Here is a 19028-nt window from a genome sequence, read left to right on the forward strand (position 1 = left end):
TTGTGTAATAGAGCTGCACTACACGTGCCAACTCAGCAGAAGCAGCCGACAGCGTCGCTATTGATTACAGCGCCTACATAAGGCGTTTGGTGGGTATAGCTAGCTACCTGTTCAACGAGGTTTTTTCCCGTAAAGCATCCGTAACCGGTTGCATATGGGCCCACATAGCGTAGCTGATAGTTCTCATCGACAACAATAAGCGCAGGTACTGTGGTGAGGAAATCGCCAAGACCTCTCACGTTATCCAGCGTTATATCGACAATTTGATATTTAGATTCATCCAACTTGGCAAGCAGCTGTGTTTGATGGGGAGTAGTCAGTGTTTCACAGTAACAATTATCCGATGCACCCACGTGAATAATACTGGCGCTAGGGATGTCGTTGCTTTTTAGCAGAAGCGTAAGCTGCAAGTCGAAATCTACCGACGTAGATTTGTGCAGTAAAATGCCGTCGGGGTCGAACTCGGACAGCTGCCGTTGGCCATAAACAAGCATAGCGGCCAGTAAGCTGCCTGCCCACAAGACAAGCAGCGCCCAAGATAACCCTTTTTTCATTACAGTTTGAATCGCTCGATAGCTGTGCGCATTCTTTGTGAAACTCCAGAGAGCACTTGCACTTCGCTGGCAAGTGATTCCGCCGTCGCGAGTTCCTTTGACGTGAATTCACTTAATCGCGCTGTGCTCTCGGCTATAGATGCCGACGCTGTTTCTTGCTCTACTGCTGACGTGGCAATTTCAGTCATACTTTCACTGGCGTTACCAATTTGCAGCATGATATCTGCCATGGCATTAGTGGCGCTTTCACTTGAGGTTACTGCCTCATCTACCAAACTGATGCAAGATTGCATTTGATCTACCGAGCTGGCTGTTTGCGAAACAAGTTGTTCGGTAATACTTGTAATTTGTTCAGCACTCTCTTTAGAGCGAATGGCTAGTGTTCGCACTTCATCGGCTACCACAGCGAAGCCTCGACCGTGTTCGCCGGCTCGGGCAGACTCGATAGCTGCGTTGAGTGCTAGCAAGTTTGTTTGCTCGGCAACTGCGGTAATAGAACGCATGGCGTCGGATATATGTGAACACTGTTCGTTTAATGCTGAGTTAGTTTTCTCGGCGCTTCTTAATGTACTTCGCAGCGAGTTGATAGTTGCGCTAGTAGTGCCGATAGAGTCTTTAGTAGCTTGTGATGACGCCTGAGCGGCCTGTGCCTTGTCGCTTGCAATGGTCGTTTGTTCTGTCGACATCTGCATTGTCTGCGCAATTTCTTCGGACGAGGCCGAGACCATAGCAATTTCTTGGTCTGTCTTATGACTAATATCGAACATGTTATTTGCTGCATTTTCCATTTTTCCGCAGCCTGTTACTACGTCGTCAGTTAACGAAGAGGCAAGCTGGACAAGGTCTCTTACTTGGTCGATTAGCTCGCCAAATGGTCGCAACACTTTGTTGTTTCTATCAATATCTACAGTGAGATCTAATTTATTGTCAATCTTTTGCATGTTGTTGATAGCAAGGGTGAGTTCTGCCGCACCAGCGCCTTCTTCATGCGCTACTTTAGACATGTACATGAGTACCGCACCTTCCGCCACAGCAAAAACGGCGTGTAAAAGTAGAATTGAGAAAGTGACATGACCTTCTTCAAAGATAAATAAGGACGCGCCGCTAGATTGTAAAAAGAAGAAACTAATATGGTGTACAGCCACTACGCCAGTACCCGTCGCTACTACCTTCCAATCTCTAAACACAGACAAAAACGCAAGTAGAACAAAAATTTCAAAATGCACTTCAATCAAGCCGAAAGACTGATGAATATGTAACGCTGTCAACAGTTGAACCCCAATAGCCATCGCATGGCGGCTTAAGGCAGAATAGGGCGACTGAATACTGAGTACCAATGGTACGGCAGCAATAGGGATACCAAAGATAAACGCAGGAAGGAGTTCTCCGGTGATAAGGCCAATAACAATAGCGATAATCAGTTGAACAACAATGACTACGCGAAATATTTTTTGACCTTCTAATAACCAAGGGTACTGCATATTGGTCTCCGCAACGTGTTTACACTAAAGTATAAGTTCGTACTGAAGTGTAGATGAAATAATTGAGGCTTGCTAAATTGGCGAGATAATAAACGAATCACTCATCCTTTAACATGTGACTTTGGTCTATCATTTAACGGCTATTCAGGCAGTTAACATGAGAAATTTTTATTAAAAAGCACTTATTCGAGGGTGCTTATTTTGAGAGCATTTTATGCCCCAGGTTGTTTTTCTTTCTACCGATAATCTTGAAGCGTTTTTTGTCTATGACGAATTGCTTATTCCTTATTTCAATGAACTGAGGTGGTCGGTGACCACGCTCTCATGGCATGAGAAAAATGTTGATTGGAACCAGTTCGATTACGTAGTGGTTCGAAGTACGTGGGATTATCAACACCATGCTGATACCTTTGCAGAAGTATTAGAGAGCATTGATAAATCTTCAGCGACTTTGTGTACGCCCAGCATGGGCATGAACTAATGAGGTGAAAGTCCTCTGTAGGAAGATCACCGTTGTTTAACACACTGTTATTCAACGCGAACTACTAGAACGCCCTTGCCATTCGGATTATCTTCCCCTCAGTCAGGGTGATTCAGGTTTCTTTCAACCTGACGGGTTTGCCAGCTTCGCTGGGCAAACAAAAAACGCCCGCTAAATTGAAACGGGCGTTTTCATTATCATTTTATATTATTTAAACACGTGAGGGTCGAATGCATGCCCCAGCTTCTCTGTTTTGGTTTTTAAATACTGCTTGTTGTCCTTCGTAATGCCATGGTCAATAGGACGTCTAGACACTACATCAATACCAAGTGCTTCAAGAGCAGCAAGCTTTTTAGGATTGTTAGTCATCAACTCTACACGCTTTATGTTCAGCGTATCGAGCATGAGTTTACAGATATCATAGCTGCGAAGGTCGGCGTCGAAGCCTAAATGTTCGTTGGCTTCTACAGTATCCATTCCACTGTCTTGGAGATTATACGCACGGATTTTGTTGAGTAGCCCTATACCGCGTCCTTCTTGACGAAGGTAAAGCAATACACCGTAGCCGTTATCGACAATGTTTTGCATGGCTTTTTCTAATTGAAAGCCGCAATCGCATCGGGTACTGAAAAGTGAGTCGCCGGTAAGGCACTCTGAATGAATACGAATAGGGACAACGTCGCCTTCTTTCCAGCTGCCGTAAGACAGAGCAACATGCTCTTGGCCACTGGCTTCTACAAAACCATGGATTTTGAATTCACCAAGTCGTGTTGGCAATTTCGCTGAACTGACAAATTCGTATTTAGGCTGTTTGCTACTCATGTTACTTCTACGCTTAGGACAGTAGGCCATATGTGGGGATAATCTCAGCTTTTACAAGCCGGATATCGTCACTGATTGCTGCTGGGTTTGGCAGCACATTTGTTCGTCAATGTTACATTATATCATTTGTTGTGTGTATTGTTTTTACTGTGCAATCAAACGATAGAATTGTATTGTTTGGAGTATTATACGCATTTAGACGGGTTTTGGTGTGTTTGCCCTATCACTCTTTTTTATTTGTTAACCTGAGTCCTGTTTAAGGAAGGATTAAGGTTTGTTATTAAAGCGGAGTGAAATGGCGTAATGGTGCGGGCTTCGCAACTCCGTAGCCCTGAGCAAAGTCTATTCCCATATTACCAAGCTGAGTCATAGTGGCTTCATTTTCTACAAATTCTGCAACGGTTTTCATTCCCATAGCTTTCGCCACATCTTTAATCGATGCAACCATGGCGGTATCAATACTGTCGTTGAGCATGTCTTTAATAAACATTCCGTCTATCTTTACTTGGTCTACAGGCAGGCTCTTTAAATAGTTATAAGAAGAAAAGCCGCTACCAAAGTCGTCTAGCGCGAATGAGCAGCCTAAATTATTGAAGGTTTGCATAAATGCAAGCGTGTCGTCTAATTTGATGATGGCCACCGACTCGATTACTTCGAAGCAAATTTTATCGTGAGGAATGCCATAGGTTTCAAACGCGTTTAAAATAAACAGCGTAAAGTCTCTGTCTGTTAGCGAATGGCCGTTTAAGTTTATGCTGCAGCGTTTAAGTTTTTCGAGATGCTCGGGGTTTTCTGATAACCATTTAAAGGTATTAGTTACTACCCACTTATCCACATTAACATTCATTTCGAATCGTTCTGCAGTGGGCAGGAAATTAGCCGGCTCCACTATTTTTCCATTGGCTTCACGCAAACGCAGCAACACTTCATAATAGTAGCCATCGTTCGCTTTTGTAAGAGGTCGCAACGGCTGATAATAAAGCTCGAAGCGATTTTCTTCCAACGCGCCGTTAATGGTCGATACCCAGTCGAGTTCGCGCTGATAGCGCTGCATACTCTCATCGTTTCGGTTATATCTGTGTATCTGATTTCTACCCTGATCTTTGGCAAAGTAACATGCAGCATCAGCCATGCTTAAATATTGCCCTGCGCTGACAGAAGCGTCGTCACAGACAACCATGCCAATGCTAACCCCCAAATTGAAAATTCGGTTATTCCACATGAAGCGGTAGTCATGTACCACATTGAGTATGTCTTCTGCATTAGAATATACGGCATGCTCTTCAAGTTCGGTATAAATGACGCCAAACTCATCACCTCCTAGCCGAGCTAAGAGCGCATTACTGGAAAGCGTATTTTCAATTACCTTCGCGATATCTTTAATTAACACATCCCCAGCTTTATGACCGCAGGTATCGTTTACAATCTTAAACCTGTCTAAATCTAAATATAATAAGCACACTGGGGGCGTTGATGGCGACGCTACGTTTTTCTTAAATTCAGTCTCAAATTGTCGGCGATTAAAGGCACCGGTTAGCGAGTCGTGGGTAGCCAAATATTGCAGGTTAAGGTCGGACTGCTTTTTCTCCGTGATATCGATAATTGAACCAAAAATGCGAGGGCCGTCGCTTTTCTCCTGCATTCGGCAGGACAGTGACACCCAAAATTCATCGCCATTTTTGCGCTTAGCCCTTATTTCCTTTCCGGTTAAATGGCCACATTGTGACAGTTCACCAAGTAGATGCTGCCTGTCTTCAGTATTTGCGTAAAACGCGAGAGTACTTTCTCCCGTTGCCAGCATATCTTCTTCATCATCATAGCCAAACAGCTTATACATGGCTGGGTTTACCGACAGCAAGGTACCATCCCACGTAGAGGTGTAATGACCTTCAGCAGAATTCCTAAAGAGGTCATAAAATTGATTTAAGTCGGTAATTATTTCTTCTTTTTTAACCAGCTGTCTGCGGTTGTATAACTTCTCTTTTGCGATAGCCGCCATTCCAAAACACAGCAAACTAAAAGCGCTGAAAAACAGCATAGCTAGCATGACGTCGAAGGTGTAAACCATGAGGTGATAAAGGCCTTGCACACACAAGGCCAACAAAGCGAAAAGGGAAAGCCAGCCGATAGAAAAAAAGCGGCCTGTTTGCTTATTTTCATTAAACACGATGGCCAGTAAAACCTGGCACAAACCCACTGCCGCAAAGACAATGAGTAGTATAAATACCGCCTGAGCAGGTGCGACAAACAAGCAATATAAACCAGCTAGTGCAACGGCGAAATTGATAGTGCGCAGATGTATTGGAATACGGGGAAAGAGGTGATGCGTAACTTTTGCTAAGCACAGCAGCAGCATAGTGATGCTAGCGGTAAAAGCCAATTCTGCGGCATTGGTTAGGCTAGGCCAAAATCCAAGACCGCTTTGAAAAATCAAAAACGTAGCCAGCATGGCGACAGTTGCCATGGTAAGCCAAAATCGGGTAGCTATGCGCTGGTGAAAATAAGACAGTAAAAAATACGCGATAATAAGTGCAAATACTCCCAATATTGCGCCCAGCGTCACCAGCATATTTTTATCGTATTGTTCGAGTAAACCCCTTTGCCAAAGAGTGATAGGAATGTGAGTTAACCCATTGTCTTTAATTCCTATCAGTACCCTTACATTTTGGTAGGGTTGTAGAGTGAAAGCTTGGCGAATAGTTGGCGCTGGCTGTGGCAGCGAGAGGTCTCCTTTTCCTGCCTGATAACGATAAGATTTAATGATACGGTTATTATCATTGAGCAGATAAATCTGTAAATCGTCCAGGTTTAAGCGATCGACATTAAGTACTAAGGAAATGGCACTAAAACCTGTGTGATTGATGTTAGCTGACATCCATAATCGTGAATTCGCTATAGATGTTTGAGGCGTTGCGAAAGAACGAGTGCCTTCTAGAATGTCGAAATAGGTAGCGGAGTTGGCAGCGTAGGTAGTAACGGCGTATTCATTAATAAGCACCTTTTCAAAAGACTCATCAATGGCAATATCTCTGACACTAGCTGTTGCGACGCCGCAGAAGCTAAAAAAAATCAGCGTTACCCATACCAACGCAAAAAGGCCAGTAATGTTGTTATTGTCTGTTGATGGTAACAATCTGATTTTCATTCAATTAGTGTAATTCAAAGGTGAACGTAAGGAAATGGATGTTTTCCGATCAAACCAGCGCGGCTTGCTGTTTTAAGTAGTCGCTAATAAACCCAGGGTTTTGCGTCATTCCCACATGCTCATTACCAATAGGTTCAAGCCATATGGCTTCACATAACCATTCGATGCACAGCAAGCATTGAAATGCTTTTTTATCTGAGGTGGAAGGGTTTTGGTCTGCAGAGGTCAGTACCACCTGATACCTATCGGCACCCCAATCTGGCTGCGACGGCTGAAATGAAAAATGGGATATAAATTGGTTTACCCATTGTTCAGTTTTCAACGGCGACATAGGCAAAGGTACGGCTATTTGAACACTGCTTTGTGTAGTGTGAAGGGCGCTGATGATGTCTGTTACAAAGTGGTGAGAAGGGTTGTGCATAAGTTTTCACATCGCTTGCGTGTTAAAAAACCAAAAAGTAGAAGTGTATAGGTTCTGATAATATATCGACATAGTTATTACAAAGCAGACTTTTTTCTTCGTTAAATGCAGTATGAGTTGGGTGCAAATAAAAGGCGTTAAAGAAAAAAGAACAGAAACGCGATTAACTACAGCACTTACGCAGCAGCAACTGGTCGATAAGCGTGGGCAGCCGCTTTCATTACATGCAGACAATTCAACATGAACAGGCAGTAATAAGTAATCCTGCAGGCTGTTATAAATGTATACAGTACAGCACAAGAACAAAAGCAATAACGCGATTAACAGACCCTAGTTTCCACACTAGTACAATCAACGGGTTTAAAGGAAAGATATGCTAACACTACATCATTTAAATAATTCTCGCTCTCAACGAATTTTATGGTTGCTTGAAGAATTAGGTGTTGATTACAAAATAGAATTTTATGAGCGAGACAGTACCACTAATCTAGCGCCTGATTCTCTTCGGGCAGTGCATCCTCTTGGTCGCTCTCCTGTTCTATCAACACCACACGGCGCCATCGCTGAGTCGGGTGCCATTGTAGAATATTTAGTACGAAATCATGCCGAATCGAGTTTTGCTGCGCCTAAAGATGAAGAGGCGCTACAACAATATTGGTTTTGGCTACATTTCGCCGAGGGTTCGTTAATGCCGCCGCTAGTGGCAAACTTAGTGCTGGAAAAGGCGCGACAAAAAGGGTCGAAACCGTTTTTCATTAAGCCCATCACCGATAAGCTGGTAGACGGGATCATTAATGCATATTACGGCCCCAACTTGGCTCAAAGCCTTCGTTACGTAGAGTCTTATTTAGCCAATCACACTTGGTTTGCTGGCGACGAGCCTACTGGTGCCGACGTACAAATGATATTTCCGCTAGAATCCTTGGTAGCTAGCGGTAGAGCTGATGATTTTGCCGCCATTCGTGGATACGTGAAACGTGTTCATGAGCGCCCAGCTTATAAGCGTGCGCTTGAGAAAGGTGGAGAGTACGCTTACGCCTAGGACATGCTGATTTTGTTTTAGCGTTACAAAAATGTGCGGTGCGGATCAACACTCGCTGTCTCTATGGCTCTAGCTGTCTCTATGAATATAGTCGTCGATGAGTTTTATAAAGGCGTCGCCGTACCTGTCGAGTTTAGTTTGCCCTACGCCGCTCACTTCTAGCAGAGTAGTGCGGTTTACGGGCAGCTTGCAGGCCATGTCTACAAGAGTCGCGTCGCTAAACACAACGTATGGCGGTACCTCATTTTCTTCCGCCAATACTTTACGCAGGTGCTTAAGCCGAGTGAATAATGTGCGGTCGTAATTTGCTGGTGCTTGCTTAGTCTTTTTATCGGGCTTGAATTCCAATCTTGGTACCGCTAGCTGTACCGGCACCTCTCCTTTAAGTACTGGGCGCGCGGCCTCTGTTAAGCGCAGTGCTGCATAGGCGGTGATATCGACGCGAATAAGACCTTTGTGCACAAGCTGATTTAAAATGTTGTGCCAGTAGCTATCCGATTTATCTTTGCCAATACCATAGGTAGACAGTTTATGGTGTCCTGCCTCTTGAAGCTTTTTAAGCTGCTTGCCGCGTAATACATCAATAATGTACTGGCTTGAGGCCTGTTGCGACAAACGCAATATGCATGATAAGACTTTTTGAGCAATTACCAGCCCGTCTATCATTTTAGGCGGATCTAGGCATATATCGCAGTTGCCACATGCGCTATCGCTAAATTGGGAAAAGTAATTTAACAATACCTGTCTTCGGCAAGTTTGTGCCTCGGAAAAAGCCTCCATGGCGGCGAACTTTTGAAGTTCAATATGGTTTCTATCGCCACTTTCCCCCTGTTCTATCCACTGCTTTACCCTTGCTGCGTCTTTTTCGTCAAACAGCAGCAATGCTTCAGATTCAAGCCCATCTCGACCAGCCCGTCCGGTTTCTTGATAATAGCTTTCGACACTGCGGGGTACGTCGTGGTGAACAACATAGCGCACGTTGGATTTATTTATACCCATGCCAAAGGCAACGGTAGCAACAACGATATCTATTTTGTCATTGAGAAACTGACGCTGTACCAACTCGCGCTCATCACTGTCCATTCCTGCATGGTAGGCGGCGCAGCGAAAGCCCAGTCTGAATAATTTGGCGTGTAGGTCGTCAACTTTTGCGCGGCTATTGCAGTAAATAATTCCGCTACCTTCCTGTTGCTTTACATAACTTACAACTTGGTCGAAGGCTTTGTATTTGGACATAACGCGGTAGCGAATATTTGGCCGATCAAAGCTGCCTTTGTAAACTAAAGGCGCGTTTAAGTTGAGCTGCGTTAAAATATCGGCTTGAGTGGCCGTATCTGCAGTCGCAGTAAGGCCAATAACAGGGATATGTGAAAAGCGAGACTTTATTTTACCTAGCGCCCTATAGTCTTGTCGGAAGTCGTGCCCCCAGTGGGAAACGCAGTGTGCTTCATCAATAGCAAACAGTGCTATGGAGGCGCGACCAAGCAATTGCTGAAAAGCGTATTGCATTAGCCTTTCCGGAGAAACGTACAGGAGGTCGAGTTTTCCGGTAATCAGCGAATCGTTAATGTTTGCCTGTGTCTCGGCATCTAACGTGGAGTTGAGGTAGTCGGCTTTAACACCAAGGGCTTTGAGCTGTTCTACCTGATCCTGCATTAACGATATCAGTGGCGATACAACAATGGTTGTGCCTTCACGAACTAAGGCAGGAATTTGGTAACACAACGACTTGCCGCCGCCGGTGGGTAACAACACCAGCGCGTCCCCCCCTTGGCACACATGGTGAATGACTTCTCCTTGACCATCGCGAAACTCGCCGTAACCAAAGACATCTTTTAGGACGCTTTCTGGAGACACGGCGTTATGTGAATGGGCTGGTAAGTCGCTAGTAGCTAATGCAGTTGTCATAGCCTGGGATCTTACGCTTTTTTTGGCTTGGCTTCACGGGGCAATTGCAAAAACTAGACTAAAATTCAGCGCGAAAATTTTTGGCTACTGAAAAATAAGTGGATAAACCGTTTTGTTGTCACGTATTGAAAATAACCTGTCAGTATTTTCATTTGTATCAACATGATATTCTAGATGGTAGCAATTTAATAAGTGCGTGTTCACAGGAGTATGAGTGTGGCTGATCAACTACCAGATTTAATCGAAGAGATTGTCGCTGAAGGTATGGCCGAAGATCCTGCATCGCTATTAGCAGCGCTTAACGGTCAAGACGATGTTTATATCGCCACCTTGCTTGAATCGCTGCCCGTAGAGCCTCGTTTAGTGGTTTGGGAAGGGATACCACGAGAGCAAAAGCTTAACGTACTGGTAGAGATGCGTAGCGATCCTCGTGAAATCCTCATTGATAATACGCCTCACAATGAGTGGGCCTCCATTTTTGCTGATATTTATGCCGATGATTTACTCGAGCTTTTAGATTCACTTCCCAAGCGCCTTGTGGATTTGGCCTACGAATCTCTTGATTCAAAAGAACGTAAATACTTTAGAGAGGCGTCCCTTTTTCCAGATAACCAAATAGGGCACTGGGTTAATCACGAACAGCTTGTGCTTCCTTCTAACGCGAAGGTGAGAGAGGCGCTACGCTTGTTGAAAAAAGACGTTCCTCAGCATTGCGACAGTATCTATTTAGTGAATCGAACGGGGCAATTTACAGCGCTTGTTAAAATAAATAAGCTGTTTTCGGCTGAAGAAGACAAATCGCTGCTTGCACTTGCGGAAGAAAACATCACCACGTTTAAAGGTGAAGATGATGCTATGAATGCATCGATAACCGTTCAGCGCTCTGGGCTAGCCTCACTGCCCGTGGTAGATGAAAACAACACGCTTCTTGGCAGGCTGGATATTACCTCGGCAAGCGAGCTTGTTAACGAGTTTTATGAGCGCCAAGTTATGGCATCAGCGGGTATGGATGAAGACGAAGATTTGTTCTCCCCTGTTGCAAAGAGTGCCAAAAACAGAGCGCTTTGGCTTGGTATAAACCTGTTAACGGCGTTTATGGCATCGTGGTTTATCGGTTTGTTTGAAGGCACGCTACAGCAGGTAGTGGCATTAGCTGTGTTAATGCCAGTGGTAGCCAGCATGGGCGGTATAGCCGGTAGCCAAACGTTAACGCTCATTGTTAGGGGCTTGGCCCTTGGGCAAGTTACCCCCGCGAATATAAAAGCCTTAATGATAAAAGAGCTCAAAGTAGGGGGCGTGAATGGCGTAATTTGGGCCTTGGTTATTGGTATAGTCGCCTATTTTTGGTTTACCGATATTATGCTTGGCGTGGTTATTTGCTTTGCTATCTTGTTCAATATTGTAGCTGCGGCGCTAGCCGGTGTGTTTGTGCCTATTATCCTCGACAAGCTTAAGATAGACCCTGCGCTCTCTGGCTCCGTGATACTCACAACGGTGACCGACATAGTAGGCTTTGTTGCTTTCCTCGGTTTAGGTACGCTATTTCTGCTCTAGTAAGCGCGAACTAAAGTCAGCGGCAGTGAATAATAATAGTGTGCGTTAAAAATGTTTAACGCATTTATTCTGCATTAGGTACTGCATTTAGGCCGCTGTATAGCGCTACATTATGTGGCGATATACAAGACAGTGCTTGTGAATTCTGCATTTGTAATAAACAATAGCGCGCTTTTTTGCCTATTTTCATTTTGGAGCCACCATTGTCTAAGCCCGCTTCCGCCGCCCAAGTAGGCGTTATTTGTGCAATAGCCGCCTACAGTATGTGGGGTGTAGCACCTGTTTACTTTAAGCAGTTGATGGTGCTGCCTGCGGCTGAAATATTAATGCACAGGGTTATTTGGTCTGTGGTGCTGCTTGTTGGCTTTATTGCGGTGCTTAAACAGTGGCCGAAAGTAATAACCGCATTAAAAAACAAGCGGGTAATGACAATTCTGTTTTTTGCTGGCCTATTACTTGGAGCTAACTGGCTGCTGTTTATTTGGGCCATCAACAACGACCACCTTCTTGATGCCAGCTTAGGCTATTACATCAACCCCCTCATTAATGTCTTTCTAGGGCGTATTTTTCTTCAAGAAAGGTTGCGAACGCTGCAGAGAAGCGCTGTGATATTGGCTGTGGTTGGTGTAGCTATTTTGGTTATTTCATACGGTGAAATACCGTGGATTGCGCTGGTGTTAGCTTCTAGCTTTAGTGTTTATGGGCTTTTACGCAAGCAGGTGGCGGTAGACTCCTTACCTGGCTTGTTTATCGAGACCCTCATGCTATCTCCATTGGCGATAGGATATTGGATACTTTACGGGTCTGAATACAGTAACTTACTCAACAATAGCATCGATTTAAACGTGCTCATTTTCGCTGCGGGTATTGTTACCACCGCGCCTTTGCTGTGCTTTACCGCCGCGGCACGCCGAATTATGTATTCCACCCTAGGTTTCTTCCAATATATTGGCCCAACGCTAATGTTTATTTTAGCGGTTTACCTTTATGGCGAGCCGTTAGAAGAGGCACGACTCACCACCTTTGCATTTGTGTGGTTAGCGTTAGCGGTATTCAGTGCAGACTCTATATTTCACTTTCGCAGACAGCGAATTGAGGCAAGAGTGCAGGTTAAGAAAATGCAGGATCAGGCTATGCAAGAGAAGAAAATGCAAGAACAGCGACGGTAACTTCGGTATTTAAAAAGGTTGGCTCTGCGCTCTATTCAAAAGCTAAATGCGCGGTTTTATCGAACATGACTTTGTTGCGACCGCTGTTTTTAGCAGCATAAAGCTGTTTGTCTGCATCACTGATGAGATTGTCTATTCGCTGTGTGGTGGTTCCGCTCATACCTATACTGCAGGTAATATGAGTGGTGGTTTTTGGTAGCTCAATAGCTTCAGCTTCTACCACCTTTCTAAAATCGTCAAGCCGCTCATAAGCCTCACTAAAGGGCGTGTCTGGTAGGTAAATACAAAACTCTTCACCGCCGAATCTAGAAATAATTTCATCTGGAAAGTAGAACTCTATCAATGCGGCAACTGCCTTAAGCACGGCATCACCCGCATCGTGGCCGTGGGTATCGTTGATAGACTTAAAGAAATCAAGGTCGATAAGTGCCAATGCGTGCTCATCTGAAAGCTGCTGATGCTGCATAGTAACGGTATAAAAGAAATGTCTTCTATTTGGTAAACCCGTCAAATAGTCGGTATTTGCAGCGCGTCTAATGGCTTCAACACTCTCAATATATTCCACGTTTTGCATAACCCGGCACAAAAACTCTTCGTGGCAATAGGGTATCCGCAAAAAGTCATTTGCTCCGCTTTTGATAAAGTGCGCCGACATTAGCATGCCTTGGCCGCCGGCAATGCCCATTATAGCCAGTTGCTCTTTTGAAAATGCTTTTCGTAAACTCGCCACAAATACCGTGCCCGACATATCGGGAAGCGTGTTATCTGTAATAACCAATCTAATATGCTTGTGGTCGGAAAGGGCACTCATGGCTTCACTTGCTGTAATGCACTCATAAACAACGAAGTTGTGGCGTTCAAGCAGGGAAAGCGTTCGGGTCCGCTGTACCCTGTTGGTACTTACAACCACAACGCCAGTAGATTTGTTTTTCTCAAGCCTTGCTATAAGGCGGATAAGATAATCGTAATTTTGCGCGTTCTCTTTGGGAATATAGTCGACAACGTCCCGCTCGAGCACTTTGTCTCGAATGAGCGTGTCTAAACTTTCCGTGGTGGCAATAGTAGGAATGTATGCGTTAATGGCAAAGTCGATAGCTTCGCCCTTCGGTGCGTCTGGCAAAGAATAAGCAATAATAGCGCATAAGAAAGTTTCGGGTGTGTTTTGTGCGAAACGAGCGCGCCCTTCCATAAGCGAGGTAGCACCGACAGGGGTTAAGCCTGCACGCCTCACCAGCCTCGATATAATTTCAAGGTTGTTATCGCCATTTTCAATGACCAGCACATGTTGCTGCATATAATCCAACTTAGATACAGGCTACCTTGCCGTGTTAGTACTACGCTTTATCCAGTTTTGCGTAGGCGAGAACCAGCCACTTACTGCCAAATTCATCAAAGTTGACTTGCACGCGCGCGTGCTCACCGCTGCCTTCATAATTCAGCACAATACCCTCACCAAACTTGCGATGCACCACACGTTCGCCCAACTTAAAGCCGGTTTCTTCAAATGACGCATGAGACGTCATTGGGCTAAATCTGTTGTGCACGGGGCGCGATATCGTCGACTTTAGCCGAACCTCTTCAATGCAATCATCGGGCATTTCACGAATAAAGCGCGACGCTGTATGGTATTTGTCTTGACCATATAATCTACGACTTTCGGCATAAGTGATATACAACTTTTGCATAGCCCGAGTCATACCAACATAGCAGAGACGACGCTCTTCTTCCATTCTGCCTGGTTCATCATTGGTCATTTGACTGGGGAACATGCCTTCTTCTACACCCGCTAAAAACACGAGCGGAAACTCGAGGCCTTTCGCTGTGTGTATGGTCATCATTTGCACCGCATCCTGGTCTTTATCGGCTTGTGTATCGCCCGCTTCCAACGATGCATGAGCTAAAAACGCTGCTAGCGGCGTCATTTCTTCAGCTTCATCGGGCACAATAAAGGTTTTACATGCGGTAACCAGTTCTTCCAAGTTTTCCAGGCGCGCTTGGGCTTTTTCACCGCGTTCAGACTGATACATAGCGTAGAGCCCAGACTGGCGTATTGCTTTATCTGCTTGTTGTTCAAGGGGGTCATCAACCGTTGATTGCTCAAGCTCTGTCACTAGCAACACAAAACTTTGAATGGCGTTAAGGGCACGACCTTTCAAACTGGCTTCGTTAATAAGTAGCTGGCTAGCCTGCCACATGGAACAGTTGTGAGAGCGTGCGGTCTCGCGAATTTGCGACAGCGTTTTTTCGCCAATACCGCGACTTGGTGTATTCACCACGCGCTCGAAAGCCGCATCATCGTGAGGGTGGCTTACCATGCGCATATAGCCAAGTGCATCTCTAATTTCTTGACGCTCGAAGAATCGTAGACCACCGTAAATACGATACGCCAAACCCTCGTGAAGTAACGCTTCTTCTAAAACACGAGATTGTGCGTTGTTTCTATATAAAATGGCGGTATCACTAAGCGCATGGCCCTGATTTAGCCAGTCTTTAATTTTTGATACGATAAAACGGGCTTCATCTAGTTCGTTAAACCCCGCGTACACCGAGATAAGCTCGCCCTGCTTATCTTCTGTCCACAACTCTTTACCTAAACGACCAGTATTGTTGTCGATTACCGTGTTGGCTGCTTTTAAGATGTTGCCGGTGGAACGATAATTCTGTTCTAAGCGAATGGTGGCAGGTGATTCGAAGTCTTTTAAGAAGTGCTGAATGTTGTCTACGTTAGCGCCACGCCAGCCGTAAATCGATTGGTCGTCGTCGCCAACAATCATAATATTGTTATTATCGCCGCTGCACAGCATGCGCAGCCAGGCGTATTGAATGTTGTTGGTATCTTGGAATTCGTCTACCAACACAGCTCGAAATCGACGTTGGTAATGCGCTAGCACTTCTGGATTTTTCGCCCATAGTTCGTGGGCACGAAGCAATAGTTCAGCAAAGTCTACCAGGCCAGAGCGGTCGCAGGCGTCTTGATAAGCGGTATACACTTCACGCATGGTTTTCTGAATATGATCGCCATGGGTTTCAATGTGTTGCGGGCGCAAGCCTTCGTCTTTATTGCCGTTTATGTACCACTGAATTTGACGGGGCGGATAATGCTTTTCGTCTAAGTTCATGGCTTTTAGTATGCGACGGATAAGGCGGTATTGGTCGTCTGAATCGATAATTTGAAAATTTTCAGGTAATTTCGCTTTAGCGTGATGGGCTCGTAATAAGCGATGTGCCAAGCCGTGGAAGGTGCCAATCCACATGTTGTGCAGGCTTCTGCCCATTAACGACTCTATTCGTCCGCGCATTTCTTTTGCGGCTTTATTCGTAAAGGTTACGGCTAGAATTGAGAAGGGGGCGATATTCTCGACTTCCATAAGCCATGCAATGCGATGCACCAATACCCGCGTTTTGCCACTTCCTGCGCCGGCCAAAACAAGCGCGTTTGAAAGTGGTGCTGCTACAGCCTCACGCTGTTTGTCGTTTAGCTCATCTAGCAGTCTGGATACATCCATAGTGTGGCACCTATTATCTTATTTCATATACAAATTAAACGCGCCGCTATTATGCCAGCTGCCTGTTAATTTATACAGTCCAGTTTTGCGCGTTTAAAATGCAGTTTTAAGTGTTCTTAAATGGAATAACTAATACGAAATTGTTTAGCTTTGTTGATCGAAAAAACTTCACCTTGGGTACTAGTGTTATATTGATATTCTGTAATCTCAGGTAAACTCTGAGTCCTACACTCGGTTCTTCAAACGTTTTGCGCTTTTAGGCAAAGACAATCGTTTATGACGTCTGCGATATACACCAACAGGAAATGCCATGACTTCTCTTTCTATGCCCATCGATTTTTGGTCAACCTTGAAACAAGAAGCAAAAGTAGTCGCTGATAACGAACCCTTGTTATCGAGCTATGTTCACGCCAGTGTATTGGCTCACCATAACTTTGAGTCGTGCTTAAGTTTTATTTTATCTAACAAAATGGCCGACGATGTTATGCCTGCATTAGCTATTCGTGAGGTGTTTGACGAGGCTTATTTGTTAGAGCCTGGCATTAGCGAGGCAGCAATGGCAGATATTTTAGCGATAAAAGCTCGCGACGCTGCTGTTGATGACTATCTTACGCCATTGCTCCATTTTAAAGGCTTTCACGCGGTGCAGGTTCACCGAATGGCACATTATTTGTGGATGCATAATCGTCACCAGCTAGCGCTTTTCCTTCAAAGCCGTAACTCGGCAAGCTTCAGCGTAGACATCCATCCGGCTGCACAAATTGGTAAAGGCGTTATGTTCGACCACGCCACCGGCATTGTTGTAGGTGAAACAGCCGTGATAGAAGACAATGTGTCACTTCTTCAAAGCGTGACACTAGGCGGTACGGGTAACGAGTCTGGCGACCGCCACCCTAAAATTCGACAGGGTGTGCTAGTGGGCGCTGGTGCAAAAATACTGGGTAATATTGAAATTGGCGAGGGCTCTAAAGTAGGCGCCGGCAGTGTGGTGCTAAATAACGTTCCGCCCCACGTTACCGTAGTAGGTGTACCGGCAAAAGTAGTAGGTCGGCCCATTTGCCAAAACCCCTGCGAGTCTATGCAGCAAAATGTGCTAGAAGACAATGCTTAAAGAGGACAACGTCTAAAGAAGACAACACCTAAAGAGGATAACGCTTAACACCTATCTTATGCTGATCTGGCATTAGCCCATTAGCGTGGCTGTTTGTTATTCACAGAAATAAGCGAGGTCAGATAAACTGCTTAGCGCAACGTGAGGCAGTACCGACACCGGCTCATTGTGTAAATCCATGGGCCGATTGCAGGCGAACCAAGCGGCTTGGAAGTTTGCGTTCACTGCGCCCAACACATCCTTAACAAGATTATCTCCCACATGTAAAATATGGCTAGCTGGTAGTTCTAACAGTGCTGCTGCCTCGTTAAACATGCCTACTGCCGGCTTCATAGGGCGTGTCAGGCTTGCGTGCAAGATAGTGTCAAAATAGGGCGTAATCCCTATTTTATCCGCATCAACATTGCCATTGGTTATGCCAATAAGCGGCATGCGTGTGCTTAGGTGTTGAAGAATGTGGTGCACATCTGGCGCTAGCGTCAAATTGCTTCGCGCATCATAAAAACAGTTAAAACAGGCTTCTACTTCCTGCTTGAGCTGACTGTTGTGACTGTCATCGTTAGCTATTTCAACGCAAAGTGTACTTGAGTTTTTGCCTGACAGCGCTGCAGTAAGTATAACTTTGCGCAGTTGCCCCATGTCAGATCCCAAGCGAGGGTCTAGTCTAATTGCGGCACATTTTAAATCATACCAATTACGGGGTGAGAGCGTGGCCGCATGAGGGTGGTGCTCGGCTAAGTGAGCAGCTAACGCGGCCTCAGCCTGTCTTATAACCGGTTCATTATCGTAAAGCGTATCGTCAAGATCGAAGGTCATGGCCTTCACCTTGTTAACGGGTTTAAAAAACTGCATAAACTGGCTAGCCTTAATATTGTGTGTTTATTTGTCGTTTTTACTTTTATGTGCACGGGGGTGGGCAGCGTCGTAAACATTCGCAAGATGCTGAAAGTCGAGATGCGTATAAACCTGTGTAGTAGATAAATTTGCGTGCCCTAGCAACTCTTGAACGGCTCGTAAGTCACCGCTTGACTCTAGTACGTGGGTAGCAAAGGAATGGCGCAGTTTGTGAGGGCTGACTTTCTGCGAAATTGATTGGGTTTGTGCCATTTTATCCAGTCTGTTTGCAACCTGCCGATTTGATATCCGGGTTTTGCGTTTGCTTACGAACACGGCACTTTCATAAGGAGATGCATAGGCTGGCCTAGCCTTTAACCAGGCATTAAGTGCTTTTTGTGCGTGTCTACCAAGTGGGAGTATTCTCTGCTTACTGCCTTTGCCCGTTACCCTAATCGTACCGTCTTTTAGGCAGTCGGCAAGGTCAAGCCCTGTCAACTCATTCAACCGCAATCCACAGCCGTACATTAACTCAAACATGGCGTTGTCGCGCAGTTGCATGCCCTCGTCATCTTCACTGCCTGTTTGTGCGCCGAGCAACTGCTGCATTTCATCCACACTAAGTTGTTTAGGTAAAGGCTTGCCTTGCTTGGGTGCTTGGATACCTTCTAATGGGTTGCTGAAAAGCTGCTGATGCTCAATAAGGTAATGGCAAAATGTGCGCAGTGCTGAGAGGCGAAGCGCAATACTTCGCGCGCTGTGTCCCGACATTTTTCCGTCGGCCATCACACGTTTGATGTCGCTAGGTGTTAGCCCAGACCATTCGTGCAGATTCAATAGTTTGGCTACTTCGGTTAGCTGGCGGCTGTAATTTTTAACCGTATGGCCGGAGAGTCCGCGCTCTACCTGCAAATGCAATAAAAATTTATCAATCCAGTGTTGACATGCGTCACTGATTAGGTTTTGAGAAGAGTTTTGCGATGCGTCGTGAGACACAGAA

General features: G+C 45.3%; 15 protein-coding genes. 5 read left to right on the forward strand and 10 right to left on the reverse strand.

Translation table 11 applies throughout. The features are described from left to right. Positions 1-32: 32 nt before the first annotated feature. Together BM528_RS00900 and BM528_RS00905 are read right to left on the reverse strand one after the other, a co-directional pair. Positions 33-554 carry a DUF6436 domain-containing protein gene (locus BM528_RS00900; RefSeq protein ID WP_071978275.1) on the reverse strand — a complete coding sequence of 174 codons (522 nt, stop codon included), beginning with the start codon at positions 552-554 and terminating at the stop codon, positions 33-35. After that, on the reverse strand, positions 554-2035 hold the full coding sequence (locus tag BM528_RS00905) for a methyl-accepting chemotaxis protein (protein WP_071978276.1): 1482 nt from the start codon (positions 2033-2035) through the stop codon (positions 554-556). The genes BM528_RS00900 and BM528_RS00905 overlap by 1 nt, the downstream gene beginning before the upstream one ends. A 214-nt stretch (positions 2036-2249) precedes the next feature. On the opposite strand from BM528_RS00905, the gene BM528_RS00910 reads away from it, so the two are divergent. Beyond that, a complete protein-coding gene (locus BM528_RS00910) occupies positions 2250-2516 on the forward strand; it encodes a hypothetical protein (protein ID WP_071978277.1) in 267 nt (88 codons plus the stop codon). 207 nt (positions 2517-2723) lie between these two features. Here BM528_RS00910 and ribA read toward each other — a convergent pair whose 3' ends face one another. The 3 genes from ribA to BM528_RS00925 all read right to left on the reverse strand — a co-directional run bounded on the left by ribA (position 2724) and on the right by BM528_RS00925 (position 6904). Then, positions 2724-3338: a GTP cyclohydrolase II gene (gene ribA / locus BM528_RS00915; RefSeq protein ID WP_071978278.1), complete on the reverse strand. Its 615-nt coding sequence runs from the start codon at positions 3336-3338 to the stop codon at positions 2724-2726. A 280-nt stretch (positions 3339-3618) separates the two neighbouring features. Further along, the gene (locus BM528_RS00920) at positions 3619-6483 is read right to left on the reverse strand and encodes an EAL domain-containing protein (protein WP_071978279.1); all 2865 of its coding nucleotides are present in this window, start codon (positions 6481-6483) and stop codon (positions 3619-3621) included. Positions 6484-6532: 49 nt separating this feature from the next. Beyond that, positions 6533-6904: a hypothetical protein gene (locus BM528_RS00925; RefSeq protein WP_071978280.1), complete on the reverse strand. Its 372-nt coding sequence runs from the start codon at positions 6902-6904 to the stop codon at positions 6533-6535. A 373-nt stretch (positions 6905-7277) separates the two neighbouring features. Between BM528_RS00925 and BM528_RS00930 the strand changes: the two genes are divergently transcribed. After that, entirely contained in the window at positions 7278-7946 is a 669-nt protein-coding gene (locus BM528_RS00930) for a glutathione S-transferase (RefSeq protein WP_071978281.1), read from the forward strand. A 69-nt stretch (positions 7947-8015) separates the two neighbouring features. Here BM528_RS00930 and recQ read toward each other — a convergent pair whose 3' ends face one another. Then, positions 8016-9854, reverse strand: coding sequence for a DNA helicase RecQ (recQ, locus tag BM528_RS00935; RefSeq protein WP_071978282.1), 1839 nt, complete (start codon positions 9852-9854; stop codon positions 8016-8018). Between the two features lie 216 nt (positions 9855-10070). On the opposite strand from recQ, the gene BM528_RS00940 reads away from it, so the two are divergent. Next, entirely contained in the window at positions 10071-11408 is a 1338-nt protein-coding gene (locus BM528_RS00940; protein ID WP_071978283.1) for a magnesium transporter, read from the forward strand. A gap of 203 nt (positions 11409-11611) precedes the next feature. Next, positions 11612-12577, forward strand: coding sequence for an EamA family transporter RarD (gene rarD / locus BM528_RS00945; protein ID WP_071978284.1), 966 nt, complete (start codon positions 11612-11614; stop codon positions 12575-12577). Between the two features lie 31 nt (positions 12578-12608). On the opposite strand, the gene BM528_RS00950 is transcribed toward rarD, so the two are convergent. Then, positions 12609-13871, reverse strand: a complete 1263-nt coding sequence (locus BM528_RS00950; RefSeq protein ID WP_071978285.1) for a GGDEF domain-containing response regulator — start codon at positions 13869-13871, stop codon at positions 12609-12611. 40 nt (positions 13872-13911) lie between these two features. Next, positions 13912-16083, reverse strand: coding sequence for a DNA helicase II (gene uvrD, locus BM528_RS00955; protein ID WP_071978286.1), 2172 nt, complete (start codon positions 16081-16083; stop codon positions 13912-13914). A gap of 310 nt (positions 16084-16393) precedes the next feature. On the opposite strand from uvrD, the gene cysE reads away from it, so the two are divergent. After that, positions 16394-17194: a serine O-acetyltransferase gene (gene cysE, locus BM528_RS00960; protein WP_198033584.1), complete on the forward strand. Its 801-nt coding sequence runs from the start codon at positions 16394-16396 to the stop codon at positions 17192-17194. A 96-nt stretch (positions 17195-17290) separates the two neighbouring features. On the opposite strand, the gene BM528_RS00965 is transcribed toward cysE, so the two are convergent. Next, positions 17291-18046: an HAD-IA family hydrolase gene (locus tag BM528_RS00965; RefSeq protein WP_071978287.1), complete on the reverse strand. Its 756-nt coding sequence runs from the start codon at positions 18044-18046 to the stop codon at positions 17291-17293. Between the two features lie 27 nt (positions 18047-18073). Continuing rightward, positions 18074-19024 carry a tyrosine recombinase XerC gene (gene xerC, locus BM528_RS00970; RefSeq protein WP_083595155.1) on the reverse strand — a complete coding sequence of 317 codons (951 nt, stop codon included), beginning with the start codon at positions 19022-19024 and terminating at the stop codon, positions 18074-18076. Positions 19025-19028: the final 4 nt, after the last annotated feature.

The sequence above is a fragment of the Alteromonas sp. RW2A1 genome (assembly GCF_001886475.1).
Lineage (GTDB): Bacteria > Pseudomonadota > Gammaproteobacteria > Enterobacterales > Alteromonadaceae > Alteromonas > Alteromonas hispanica.

Excerpts from the sequence above, each read along its gene's own strand:
- ribA (WP_071978278.1), bottom strand. The coding sequence starts at position 3,338 with ATGAGTAGCAAACAGCCTAAATACGAATTTGTCAGTTCAGCGAAATTG.
- BM528_RS00925 (WP_071978280.1), bottom strand. The coding sequence starts at position 6,904 with ATGCACAACCCTTCTCACCACTTTGTAACAGACATCATCAGCGCCCTT.
- BM528_RS00900 (WP_071978275.1), bottom strand. The coding sequence starts at position 554 with ATGAAAAAAGGGTTATCTTGGGCGCTGCTTGTCTTGTGGGCAGGCAGC.
- BM528_RS00950 (WP_071978285.1), bottom strand. The coding sequence starts at position 13,871 with ATGCAGCAACATGTGCTGGTCATTGAAAATGGCGATAACAACCTTGAA.
- BM528_RS00920 (WP_071978279.1), bottom strand. The coding sequence starts at position 6,483 with ATGAAAATCAGATTGTTACCATCAACAGACAATAACAACATTACTGGC.
- recQ (WP_071978282.1), bottom strand. The coding sequence starts at position 9,854 with ATGACAACTGCATTAGCTACTAGCGACTTACCAGCCCATTCACATAAC.
- cysE (WP_198033584.1), top strand. The coding sequence starts at position 16,394 with ATGACTTCTCTTTCTATGCCCATCGATTTTTGGTCAACCTTGAAACAA.
- BM528_RS00930 (WP_071978281.1), top strand. The coding sequence starts at position 7,278 with ATGCTAACACTACATCATTTAAATAATTCTCGCTCTCAACGAATTTTA.
- BM528_RS00905 (WP_071978276.1), bottom strand. The coding sequence starts at position 2,035 with ATGCAGTACCCTTGGTTATTAGAAGGTCAAAAAATATTTCGCGTAGTC.
- uvrD (WP_071978286.1), bottom strand. The coding sequence starts at position 16,083 with ATGGATGTATCCAGACTGCTAGATGAGCTAAACGACAAACAGCGTGAG.
- BM528_RS00910 (WP_071978277.1), top strand. The coding sequence starts at position 2,250 with ATGCCCCAGGTTGTTTTTCTTTCTACCGATAATCTTGAAGCGTTTTTT.
- BM528_RS00965 (WP_071978287.1), bottom strand. The coding sequence starts at position 18,046 with ATGCAGTTTTTTAAACCCGTTAACAAGGTGAAGGCCATGACCTTCGAT.